The sequence below is a fragment of the Leptolyngbya sp. 7M genome, assembly GCF_018128485.1.
Genome location: NZ_CP070897.1, coordinates 5,622,067 through 5,633,361, shown reverse-complemented (window position 1 = coordinate 5,633,361; position 11,295 = coordinate 5,622,067). Strand labels below are relative to the sequence as shown.

The window sequence follows — 11,295 nt, the reverse complement described above, 5'->3', positions numbered from 1 at the left end:
GATAGATTGACTTTGTAAAGACTTTTCTTTATTTTGTAAGTATGGGAACCAACGCTCAGAAAAAATCAGCCACCAATCGGACCCGGCGAGCTATTGTCAATATTCTCAAGCAACAAGGGGCTACAGATGCGCAGGAACTGGCCTCTCACTTGAGTATTTCGGCGATGGCGGTTCGGCAGCACCTCTATGCGCTGCAAGCAGAACAGTTGGTGACCTATTACGAAGAAGCGCGCGAAATGGGGCGGCCTGCTAAGCTCTGGCAACTCACTCCTGCCGCCGATCGCTTATTTCCTGATGGTTATGCCGATCTGACACTAAGCTTGCTCGATTCGGTCAAGGAAGCCTTTGGTGAGGCTGGGCTAGAGCAACTCCTGGATGTGAGAACGCGCCATCAACTGGAGGCGTACCAGTCTGCTATTCCCGCTCAAACCTCCCTGGGACAAAAACTAGAAGCTTTGGCAAGCCTGCGAACCGAAGAGGGCTATATGGCTGAGATCCAAACCCTCGATGAGGGTACGTTTCTGCTGATTGAAAATCACTGCCCGATTTGTGCCGCTGCTACTGCCTGTACGGGGCTATGTGCCAGAGAATTAGAAATATTTCAGCGTATTTTGCTAGATGCGGTTGTGGAACGAACAGAGCATATTATTGCTGGTGAGCGACGCTGTGTGTATCGAGTTTCACGTCAAGACTAGAATAAATTCTACACCTTATTGCCAGAAGCTTTCGTGCAGTTTGGCAATTTCAGCTTCAGGGGAGAACTGGATTGTGAACTATTTTCCTCTATCCTTTACTAAAGGGGACTACCGATTATCGATAGTTTTTTAAGGAAATCAGCATAGAGCGAGGAACAGCAGATTATTCATAAATAAATACAGCAAATTGATTCAATATTCCAGCAATCGACGCAATTTTATAACTTTCGTTGATGGCAACGTAGCTCGCTACGACTAAAGATATATCCCTAATGCCTCCTACCACCTCCGAATGGGCTATATCAGAATCTTTATTTCGTGGATGTACAATTAATCCGTTTTTCAGATGTCTGCACGGAGCAGATCAGTTTAAGATGCAACTATATAAAAATTATTTGGCAATCTTTTTTGAAGCATTCTACAGCCTTTTTCAGGCTAGTACCGCTGCAAATGCTGTTTTTAGGAGAATCAATCAAAGCGGCGGTGCGGACTAGTTTAGGGGCAATTGTAGCGATTGCCATTTCTGGACTGGCCCAACATGCATGGAATGGCAATGTACTGTGGATCCCCGGACTTTGTTTGGGAATGGGTGGTGTTTTAGGTGCTCAGTTTGGAACTCGGTTGTTGCCTCGCTTACCCGATCAGACGGTCAACTTACTGTTTCGGGTCTTTTTGATCGGTTTAGCGGTGTATATGCTCCTGAGAGGGCTTTCTGCTTGGGGCTTTCTAAACTGGGTTTGAACTATAGTTGCAACAACTTCAATGGATGAATAAACGGTGTCTTCTATAAGCATTCAGCGACTGGTATCAAGCAACCGTGCGAGTCGGAACTAGACGACAGAGATATTCTTGGTCGGTAACAATGTCTCTAACGCTTTCGAGGCGATCGAGAAATACCATGCCATTCAAATGATCCAGCTCATGCTGAAAGATGCGAGCTACAAAATCGGTCAGCTCTTGACGAATTAGCCTACCCTCGCGGCTGATATACTCCACCTCGATCCAGCGATAGCGCGGCACAAGTCCCCGGATTCCCGGCACACTGAGGCATCCTTCCCAATCCTTCACGACCTCACCGGAATGGCTAACGAGATGGGGATTCACCATCACCGTTGGTTCCATGATTGGCGCATGCGGATAGCGAGCATTCGGACGAGATGCCACAATCAACAACCGATAGGGAACAGCAACCTGGGGAGCCGCGATCCCAACCCCGTTCAATTCGATCAAGGTAGCGAGCAAATCATCGATCAACGCTTGGATGTTGCGGTCATGGACATTGTCAATCGGCTGAGCAATCTGGCGCAAAATTGGATTGCCTAACTGGGAGATTTCTAAGCGCTTGGGCGCAGTTTGTACAGTGGTCATAGCTTGCCTCGCTTGACGATAGACCTCCAGCCTAACTTTACCCTGATCTTTTCAGCCATGTCGTATCCCTTAAGGCTAAATTTATTGAGTCCTTGCTGAAAATTAAAGCAAAAGTTTTAAGCTTTAAACTTTGAGCTTTAAGTTTTAAGTTGTGGACTGTGAGTGTGGACAACCGGCAAACGTATCAAAAGGTTTACTTAAGTAGGTGAGCATAATTAAACATAAAACCCAAAACCCTGCGCCGTCCGCTGCGCAAGCGGTGCAGGGTTTTGAATCTGGTTTTTAATTATGCCGAGGTACTTAATCATCAGCGGGCAAGTTTTGGGTTTGAAGTTGTGAGGATGGTTGAAAACCGGTGAATATAATTCCGGTAAGAGCAAAGTAGTTGTAGGAATCGAATTAGATATGAGGTGACATGGCACAGACCAAGCTACAAAGAATTAATGCTATTGTGCTGGCGGGTGGACTCAGTTCCCGCATGGGGCAAGACAAAGCCTTGATTGCGATCGATGGAGTGCCGTTGCTGCAACGAGTCTGTTGGGTAGCAATATGCTCAATGTCGATAACAACAAATGGCTGCCCGAAATGCTGCACTACCGAGTGGAGGCCATTCCCCACTTTGTTTTTCTCAACCGCACGGGGGAGCCGATTGCAACCACAATTGGAGAGCAACCCCGTCCGATCATGGCCGCCAACCTGGACGCCCTCGCAACCAACGCTCCCTTGCCCTACATTCAACAACGAGGCCGCATTTCTCAAGTCGAAGCACCGGTTGCCCCTAAGGCTAGTGCCGGTGAGGATCCGCGCAGTCATGGAGCACAGGTCGTGCCTCAGTAATCATCAGGGTCACTGGATGACTGGCTCGTCAATCACTAGCATCACCAGTAATGATCATTAGCCAGAATCAAGCAGCCGTAACAGGTACCGGAACAAGTAATCGTCAGCGGTGGTGGAATTGGAAAGACAAGCGCCCGTGATTACCCTATTGACTGATTTTGGTCTCAACGATGTCTATGTAGGCGTACTCAAAGGGGTGATTGCCCAGATTAACCCTGCTCTAAAAGTTGTCGATCTAACTCACCAAATTCCGCCCCAGAATATTGCTGCGGCTCAGTTCAATCTGCTCAACGCTTACCCCTATTTCCCAGCTGGGACTGTGCATGTTGCGGTGGTGGATCCAGGTGTAGGAGGCGCACGTCGCTCCATTGCTTTAGAACTATCCGATGGCTTTTTGGTTGGTCCCGATAACGGTATTTTTACAGGTCTACTGGCTCAACGAACCATTCTCCATGCCGTTGAACTGACCAACACCGAATATTGGCGTGTACTGCAACCCAGCAACACCTTTCATGGACGCGATATCTTCGCTTCGGTTGCGGCTCACCTCGCTAGTGGAGTACCGCTTTTGGATTTAGGAGCACCCTTCGACCCTGCTACGCTAGTGAAGCTGCCGTTGGCAACCTGCACTCCAACCCCGACTGGATTCAGGGGCAATATTCAATACATTGATCGCTTTGGCAACGCCATTACCAACATTCCAGGTGAGTTCGTACAGGGCAAACGCTGGTCCGTTACCCTCGGTAAGCGAACGATTCCCGGCTGTCGTACCTACTCTGAGGCCGCGCCCGGTCAACCGCTAGCACTAATTGGCAGTCACGGCTGGGTCGAAATTGCCATCAATGGCGGTGATGCTCAGTTTCAGCTTCGCCTCAATTGGCATGATACTGTGCAAGTCGTAACCTGAAGATCGGCCAGAAGGTTAGCCTATCAGTTAGGTTCTGCTGCCATGACCAGGCTATAGTTTACAAACCGAGCCATTGTAGAAACCTGAACAATGTAGGTGCCTGCCGCAAGTGTTTTGTTCTCGATGGCTAAACCGGCACCGCTGCCTGCTGTTTTTTGTTCCTCTAGAATCGTGTTGACGTTATCGCGTAGGCGTAGCGTCACTTCTCCGTTCAGCAAGTTGCCGTTTGGGCCAGTCAGTTTTAGGTTGAAACGACTTTTGGGGACAGTAAACTTGTAATAATCCCTGCGTGGGGGCGAAGCCCCCACACCCCCTTGTTCACAACCTATTTATGAACACTGTATAACATTACTTGGTGCAATCTATATCTCTAGAAAACAATATGTTGGTTGATATTGAAGCTACTGCGATTCGTTTCTATTGTGGCAAACTGCACAGGGTCAGCGGCATCAAATGGAGATAGATCGAAGAACACTGCTCCTGTACTGCTGTTGTAGCTGAACTGATCATGTCCAGTGACGCCATCCGTCTTAAAGACGCGAATATAGTCACCCTCACCAGGTTTAAAGTCTCTAATGGTGTCAATTCCCTGCTCTTTAGAAAGATAGAAGGCAAACGCATCAGATCCAGCATCTCCACGGAGTAGATCACTGCCATCGCCACCGTTGATATAGTCTCTCCCACTACCACCAAACACCCAGTCGTTCGTGCCTGCGCCACCCGTCAGGTAATCATCCCCATCGCCGCCATTGAGTGCATCACTGCCACTGCCGCCATCCAGAGAATCTATCCCTGCCTCACCATGCAGCACATCATTATCCCTGCCACCATCCAGCGTATCATTGTCACCACCTCCGAATAGGGCATCGTAATTATCGTCGCCCATCAAAATATCGTTGAAGTTACCGCCATAGAGTTTGTCTTCACCGCTGCCGCCATACAGAAAATCCAAGTCGTCACCACCATGAAGCGTGTCGTTGCCCTCTTCGCCATAGAGTTTATCCATGTCTTGTTGACCATTCAGCTCATCGTTGCCAGTGCCACCATATAGTTCATCAAGACCATCCGTTCCCCAGAGTTTGTCATTGCCTGCGTCACCGTAAAGTTTGTCATCTCCGACATTGCCAATCAAAGTATCTTGATCAGAAGAACCATGTATGGTGTCGTTGCCTTCGTCGCCCAGCAAATAATCATCGCCAGAGCCACCATCTAACGTATCGTCATCCATGCCACCATAGAGGCGGTCTTTCCCTGCGCCACCCACAAAAAAGTCATTGCCAAACTCTCCAACCAGAAAATCATTACCATCTTCGCCATAGAGAGCATCGTTGCCCAATCCACCATAGATCTCATCGTTGCCAGTGCCACCATAAAACAAATCTCTTCCGCCGTCACCCGTGAGCAAATCTTTCCCACCCAATCCATATACAACATCATCTCCTTCATAGGCATAGATCGTATCATCGGAGTTAGTGCCTCTCAGGTTTGTATCATTATCATCTGTACCGTAAACGTATGCCATGTTTGTTCTCCTGTTGTTTGACCTATTGTTTGACCTATTATTGACCGTTGTTTGATTTGTTAAATTGCACTCATCCCTTTCCTGGAAGAGATGAGTGAGTTGACTGCTTAAGTCCCGAATTTGCGTCAATCAGCATTCAGGCGAGATTAGTAGGAACCCTGAAACTAACCAATCGTATACACAGTAAAATCACTGCTGGATATAGTTGGATTACTGTTCAGTTTGGCAAATTGTCCTCCTGTCGGTGCGCCAGACGAATAGTCCCACCATTGAATCTGGTACTGCGTGCCGCTGTAACGGCCTTCGCGGGGCAGAAAGTGCTCTAGTAGCCCTAGCTTTTGGATAATTAAACCTGCCGTCACGGTTTGGATCGTGTGGTTCTGCGTGCCGATGGTGAGCGTTAGAGTTTTGGTATGCTGCGGGATATGCGACCGTACATGCACGCTAGGTGACTGGAACCGCGCCACTTGAGGAGTTAGAGACGAAGCAGACTTCCTCGACTGCGATGGGTCTTGAGCTTTGGCAGTATGGGCCGCGATTGGAGTTTCCCGGCGTGACCATTGCCCAAACGGCTGAATTCCCTTCTCTGCCAGGTTGACAAAATTCTGGATGGGTTCTGATCCATGTTGCCGCTGAGATCCCGATTGTCCTAAGGATGCCAAACACTGACTAAACCGTTTTGGCAACAATAAGAACAACGGCGTCCCCAAAGCAAATTCCTCTAACGGCACCAGCTTGATCAGATTCGCCTGTTGCTCGACCTGAAACTCTAGATTCGAGGCAAAACTGAGGTAATGCCCTTCCAACAGGTAAGTTCGGATTAAATTGGGAGAGTCTACATACTCGACCTGAGAGAAATTTGCCAAGCTTAAACCCAATTCCTCCAAGCGCTTCTCTAAAATGATGCGGCTGGGAGCCGTTTCGGGCGACAAAACCCAAGGGTGATGATACAGCTCTTTCAAGCTCAGCCAGGACTGTTGTGCTAGGGTATGACTGGCTGAAACGACCAGCGAATAATGAATTGTATCGATAATAATTTCTGCAATTTCATCAAAGCCGGAGAAACTGAGGTCTGAAATACCAATATCCACCTCCCCTGAGGTTACAGCCCGGTATAGCTGCTCCACTGAATCAAACTGTGAACATTTCGTTTGCACATCAGGATATTGCTGACGATAGCGAAATAAAAGTGAGGGCAACCAATGATTCGCTGTATCCGACATACAGCCAATTTTCAGGGTGCTCCGTTTCCCCTGCTTCAGTTCCTCGATCTCCTGCACTAAACGAGTTTCGAGATTCACCAATTCAGGACCTTGATCGAGTAAATATTGGCCGATTAACGTCAGCTCGACTCGCCGCCCTAGGCGATGAAATAAAGTCGTTCCCAATTCTGATTCCAGCGAACGAATTTTAGCGCTAACGGCTGGTTGAGTCAGATTGAGTGCATCGGCAGCTTCCGTGAAACTTAGGCATCTAGCTACTTCTAAAAAGACCTTAAGCTGATAAATTTCCATAGTAATCAACCTACCAGTAACGCAAGATTGAGATCCCCTTAAATCCCCCTAAATCCTTGCGGGGATGCGCCTTCGGCGTAGAAAAAGAGGGACTTCAAGCATTTAGCTCGACTCCCTACTTTTTATAGGCTTTGCCTGCTCGTTAGGGTAGGAGGGTTAGGGAGGAACAGGTGTAAAAGCTATCTCGATCTCCTGGCTCCTGGCTTCTGGCGGCAAGCCTACAATGCGGCTAATATAGGCAGCCCAGCGATGCTGGTGGCCGCAATCGAGATTGCCAGTCAGGTTCCGGAGAATAATCCAGCCCGCTCCGAGGCCGACCGCATGATCCAGCAATGGAGCTTTCAAATTCTGCAAATCGCCCAATCTCAAGCAGGAGCCAATCCCCGAGAGGCGATTGCGATTGCGGAGCAGATTCCGGAAAATACGGCAGCTTATGCCGAAGCGCAACGAAATATTCAAGCTTGGCGACAGTTTCAAGGGCGCAGATAGCCTTACTAGTAGCCCTCTCTTGCTGTACTAATAATAAGACCGATACCAATCCACAAAATGGCGAATGCCGACTTCCAGCGGTGTAGCAGGCTTAAAACCTACATTCCGAATTAAATCATCCACATCCGCATAGGTGATTGGCACATCTCCCGGCTGCATCGGCAGAAATTGCTTCTGAGCCGATTTGCCAAGAGCTGTTTCAATAATTTCAATCAAGCGAGACAACGCAACAGGCTGATTGTTGCCAATGTTGTAAAGCTTGTAGGGAGCCGCTGTTAAATTGTGCGAAGCGTCAGGCAATGGGGCTTGGCTTGGAGCAGGAGTTTCAGTGGGCGGACGCCGCATCACCCGCACCATGCCTTCAATCACATCACCGATGTAGGTAAAATCCCGCTGCATATCGCCGTGATTGTAAACCTCGATCGGCTGACCCGCTTCGATGGCTTTGACGAATTTGAAGTAGGCCATATCCGGTCTGCCCCAGGGACCATAGACTGTAAAGAAGCGCAGGCCAGTAGTGGGAATGCGGTAAAGGTGACTGTAGGTGTAGGCCATTAGCTCATTTGCTTTTTTAGTGGCTGCATAGAGAGAAATCGGATGATCCACGCTATCGCTAGTGGCGAAGGGCACCTTAGGATTCACCCCATACACCGAACTCGACGACGCAAACACCAGATGGTTTACCGCCTGATGCCGACAGCCTTCTAGCAAATTGACAAAGCCGCTGAGGTTGGTGTCTACATAAGCGTGGGGATTAATCAGCGAATAGCGCACACCCGCCTGAGCGGCCAAGTTCACCACACAGTCGAATTGATGAGTAGCAAACAGATTGGCAACCCCCGCCCGATCGCTTAAATCCAGATACTCGAATGTAAAGCCTGCTTGCGGCTGCAACTGCGACAAGCGAGCCTTTTTCAAGCTGACATCGTAATACTCGTTGAGGTTATCGATGCCGTAAACCTGAACCCCTTCACTCAGCAGCCGTTGTGCTAAGTGATAGCCAACAAATCCTGCCACTCCAGTAATCAATACTTGCATCATGCACCATCAACTAGGGCTTGCTACCGACTGATCCCATGCTTGCCGCTGGGTCAAAAGCCATTTCAAAATTATTTCAGAATTTCCGATCAAAAATGGGCGGGCACGAAACCCACCCAGCTAAAAAATTGCTCAAATTCTTAAATTTGCTTTAGTTTAAGGCAAATCGTGACTCCTGGGCCAACAACTGAGCGGGCAGCCAGCCAGCTGCCCTGCTGAATGTATATACTCGCAGTCCGTAATGCAAAACTTGGATGGTTCCAATCATGGTTGCCTGTACACAAGTAAACGTCTTGCGATATACAGACATGGCTCTCAATCGTAATCTCTGCTAGGTTATCCAACCAGGCATTTTCCCCAATCCAAACGTAATCGCCGATGGTCAATCGCCAGGGAAACTTCACCCGCACCCCTGGTTTAATCCGCACGCCCTGGCCAATCTGTGCACCAAATCGCCGCAACAGCCAAACTTTGGGGCCAGAAAATGGTAGGTAATAACTTTGTACCAGCGGCGACCCGACAAAATACCACAGCATCTGCTTCCAATAGGGAGCACCAGGTGTATAAGAACCAAGAGAATACTGATCTAGCCGCATAAATCATCTGCCTCCTTTTTTCTTTACGCGGCAATAGAATTAAATCCGGAGAGCTAACTAGCTTGGCGAACTAGATATGTCTATTGCTGTTATTATTTTCTATGCAATCTGGCTTTTACTTATTTAGCAGATAAAACTTTGTTGGATATAGATTCATTAGATACAACGAAGAGGAAGGTCGTTATTGTACTCATAACAATCATTTCTCCACCATCTTCTAAAATCCCAAACACATGCTTTAGCGTCTTAGGTGACATAATATGTAGCATGTCAACTACAATTCCAAATACTGCAAGTGCAGACAGTAAAATGATCAAGGTTCTGGAAACTCTTCTAAAGGTACTGTCTCCCAGACGATAGGCAGTACCGATCCAAATCAAGAAGAATAAACCTACTAAAGTGGATACTAGAACTTCTCCAAAATCTCGTGCTCGTAATCTAAACATCGGGGCAAAATTGAGAAGCTCGCTTAAATAAAACCCCAGTGTTTCATGGATTTCAGCATAATCATCAATTAAAAGATAGAGAAAGAAGCAGGTCCAGCTTAGATAAAGCAGTGAGCGTCTTCTGAGAGCAATAAATCCTAGCATGAGAATGCACCAGTACTCTTTCATATACTGAAAAAATTCGGCATGTCCTCTATCCATCTCAATCAAATAAGGATTTTTGTAGAGATTAGGATAAGAATCGCTCCAACCACCCATCAAGGCAACGATGTGTAATGCAAAAAAGCAAATATCTGTCGATAGTAATAGAAAAAATAATTTAGCAGACTGATTGCTGATACTGCTTCTGCATAGCCAGCTATCTTTGCCAATTTTCACTGCGACATCTCCATCTATGTGAGGACTTGTTGTAAAGTAAAACTGCAAAGACTAGGAAAGGTAAAGCTAAGCTCTACCTACAACACGTACCTTGTCATGTCGCGCTGTTACGTCTGCAACCATATTTGCTACTTCCCAACCTGGTCATACAGCGTTTTTCACTCATGTGAGGTACAGGGGGTGTGGGGGCTTCGCCCCCACGCAGGGGCACTGCCCCTGCACCCCGTTGACCAATCACTTTGTTTCACCAGAGCTGCAAGGACGCGATCGACAACCCCAGGAACCATCCAGCCTAACGCGCTACAAGCGATTCGCGCAGCTTCTAGAACCCGATGGTGCCAGTTCTCGCTATGGTCAAATTAATCCAGAGGTAATGGTAGAGATTATGCGTGACCGTACTAATCCTGACACGTTCGAGGAGAGTCCGCTATCGGTCTATGATGATGATGCTAGCCCAGGCGGCAACGGCTCTCTACGCCAGGTTACTTTCGACCCAGAGCGCGGGCTATTTTGGATCGCTGCTGGTGAACCACCTGTGCCAGAAAATCCTTTTGTTTGTTTCTCGCTAGACGAACTGCTGAACCGCCCGAATCCGGTTCGATGTCCGTCTGCGGTGATTGATTAGAAGATAGGACGCGGGAGATAGGAGAGATGGGAAAGTCAGAGTTCAGAAGTCAAGAGTCAGGTCTCGTTTTTCCTCTTGACTCCTGACTCCTGACTCCTACTGCTTTAGCGAATCAGCATCGTCATATACTTGTCTCGCCCAAAGGGAGCGGGAATCAGGGGTGTGAAGCGGCTGCGGTCGGTGGCAATCCGCTTGACATAGAACTCGTTGATCTGGTGGATCACCTGGTCTCTCGTGCCAATAATCCAGATTTGCACGCCAGCATGATCGCCTGCATCTAGCAGTTCGTTAAACTCAGTGGTCATAGTAATTTAGCCTCGCTTGATTAGATTTCGGTAAAGAAATCGCTCAAGGCACCATGCCTGACTACAGGACGCATCAAACGAGGCCATGCAGGTTGCACTTTCACAGTACAATCAACACAGCCTTGCTCTCTGCTGAGATCAGAGAGTCAGGTGAGCTGGTCCTTAAGTGCGCTAACACTTTTGGATCAGCGCCCGAATCGCCTGCCTTGAGCGGCCTACTAGCCCTCTTCGGGTCCGAGAAGCACTAGTATCGCAAAGCATAAACCAAAGCGTTGAGAAACACAAGCGTGGGATTGTAATTGTTAACAATGGGTGAACGTTGTTTCCATCAAAACTACCCGTTCACCATGCAAGGGATCGATCCCCCACATCCTCCTTATTAAGAAGGATTTAGGGGATTGTGCTAGGCACACGCTGCGCGAACAAACCCAAGGCTAGGGATCCAAACGAAACGGTCCATCGCTTTATGCGCGAGGAATTGAAAGTAACCTTGAAAGTACCTCGTCCGGCCAGTCTGCACCAACACCCCTCGCAGCCTGATCTTATGCACACTTATATCTGATTGCTATTAGAAC

14 protein-coding genes and 1 pseudogene are annotated in these 11,295 nt (G+C 48.1%); 7 read left to right on the top strand and 8 right to left on the bottom strand.

Annotated elements, in window-relative coordinates:
• Positions 1–41 precede the first annotated feature (41 nt).
• The gene (locus JVX88_RS29615) at positions 42–695 is read left to right on the top strand and encodes a helix-turn-helix transcriptional regulator (protein WP_211622075.1); all 654 of its coding nucleotides are present in this window, start codon (positions 42–44) and stop codon (positions 693–695) included.
• Between the two features lie 408 nt (positions 696–1,103).
• On the top strand, positions 1,104–1,436 hold the full coding sequence (locus tag JVX88_RS29610; protein ID WP_225931215.1) for a sulfite exporter TauE/SafE family protein: 333 nt from the start codon (positions 1,104–1,106) through the stop codon (positions 1,434–1,436).
• A 66-nt stretch (positions 1,437–1,502) separates the two neighbouring features.
• On the opposite strand, the gene def is transcribed toward JVX88_RS29610, so the two are convergent.
• Complete coding sequence (def, locus tag JVX88_RS29605; protein ID WP_211622074.1) at positions 1,503–2,063, bottom strand: peptide deformylase; 561 nt, start codon at positions 2,061–2,063, stop codon at positions 1,503–1,505.
• A gap of 415 nt (positions 2,064–2,478) precedes the next feature.
• Here def and JVX88_RS39395 point away from each other — a divergent pair.
• From JVX88_RS39395 to JVX88_RS29595, 3 genes and pseudogenes are all read left to right on the top strand, one after another.
• Positions 2,479–2,589: pseudogene (locus JVX88_RS39395) on the top strand (molybdenum cofactor guanylyltransferase); the annotation flags it as partial.
• A 23-nt stretch (positions 2,590–2,612) separates the two neighbouring features.
• Positions 2,613–2,900, top strand: a complete 288-nt coding sequence (locus JVX88_RS39390) for a hypothetical protein (protein WP_263975703.1) — start codon at positions 2,613–2,615, stop codon at positions 2,898–2,900.
• Positions 2,901–3,018: 118 nt separating this feature from the next.
• Positions 3,019–3,807, top strand: a complete 789-nt coding sequence (locus tag JVX88_RS29595) for an S-adenosyl-l-methionine hydroxide adenosyltransferase family protein (protein ID WP_211622072.1) — start codon at positions 3,019–3,021, stop codon at positions 3,805–3,807.
• A gap of 23 nt (positions 3,808–3,830) precedes the next feature.
• Here JVX88_RS29595 and JVX88_RS29590 read toward each other — a convergent pair whose 3' ends face one another.
• The 3 genes from JVX88_RS29590 to JVX88_RS29580 all read right to left on the bottom strand — a co-directional run bounded on the left by JVX88_RS29590 (position 3,831) and on the right by JVX88_RS29580 (position 6,843).
• Positions 3,831–4,115, bottom strand: a complete 285-nt coding sequence (locus JVX88_RS29590) for a PPC domain-containing protein (RefSeq protein WP_211622071.1) — start codon at positions 4,113–4,115, stop codon at positions 3,831–3,833.
• A 62-nt stretch (positions 4,116–4,177) separates the two neighbouring features.
• Entirely contained in the window at positions 4,178–5,329 is a 1,152-nt protein-coding gene (locus JVX88_RS29585; RefSeq protein ID WP_211622070.1) for a calcium-binding protein, read from the bottom strand.
• A gap of 164 nt (positions 5,330–5,493) precedes the next feature.
• On the bottom strand, positions 5,494–6,843 hold the full coding sequence (locus JVX88_RS29580) for a LysR family transcriptional regulator (protein ID WP_211622069.1): 1,350 nt from the start codon (positions 6,841–6,843) through the stop codon (positions 5,494–5,496).
• A 249-nt stretch (positions 6,844–7,092) separates the two neighbouring features.
• On the opposite strand from JVX88_RS29580, the gene JVX88_RS29575 reads away from it, so the two are divergent.
• Positions 7,093–7,332 carry a hypothetical protein gene (locus JVX88_RS29575; RefSeq protein ID WP_211622068.1) on the top strand — a complete coding sequence of 80 codons (240 nt, stop codon included), beginning with the start codon at positions 7,093–7,095 and terminating at the stop codon, positions 7,330–7,332.
• Positions 7,333–7,359: 27 nt separating this feature from the next.
• Here the strand turns inward: JVX88_RS29575 and JVX88_RS29570 are convergent, their stop codons facing one another.
• The 3 genes from JVX88_RS29570 to JVX88_RS29560 all read right to left on the bottom strand — a co-directional run bounded on the left by JVX88_RS29570 (position 7,360) and on the right by JVX88_RS29560 (position 9,790).
• Positions 7,360–8,373: an NAD-dependent epimerase gene (locus JVX88_RS29570; protein ID WP_317134486.1), complete on the bottom strand. Its 1,014-nt coding sequence runs from the start codon at positions 8,371–8,373 to the stop codon at positions 7,360–7,362.
• A 137-nt stretch (positions 8,374–8,510) separates the two neighbouring features.
• Positions 8,511–8,966: a WcaF family extracellular polysaccharide biosynthesis acetyltransferase gene (locus JVX88_RS29565; RefSeq protein WP_211622067.1), complete on the bottom strand. Its 456-nt coding sequence runs from the start codon at positions 8,964–8,966 to the stop codon at positions 8,511–8,513.
• 119 nt (positions 8,967–9,085) lie between these two features.
• Entirely contained in the window at positions 9,086–9,790 is a 705-nt protein-coding gene (locus JVX88_RS29560) for a hypothetical protein (protein WP_211622066.1), read from the bottom strand.
• A 226-nt stretch (positions 9,791–10,016) separates the two neighbouring features.
• Here JVX88_RS29560 and JVX88_RS29555 point away from each other — a divergent pair, with 226 nt between their 5' ends.
• Positions 10,017–10,415 (top strand): hypothetical protein, encoded by a 399-nt coding sequence (locus tag JVX88_RS29555; protein ID WP_211622065.1) that lies wholly within the window; start codon positions 10,017–10,019, stop codon positions 10,413–10,415.
• A 104-nt stretch (positions 10,416–10,519) separates the two neighbouring features.
• Here the strand turns inward: JVX88_RS29555 and JVX88_RS29550 are convergent, their stop codons facing one another.
• Positions 10,520–10,720 carry a hypothetical protein gene (locus tag JVX88_RS29550; protein WP_211622064.1) on the bottom strand — a complete coding sequence of 67 codons (201 nt, stop codon included), beginning with the start codon at positions 10,718–10,720 and terminating at the stop codon, positions 10,520–10,522.
• Positions 10,721–11,295 lie beyond the last annotated feature (575 nt).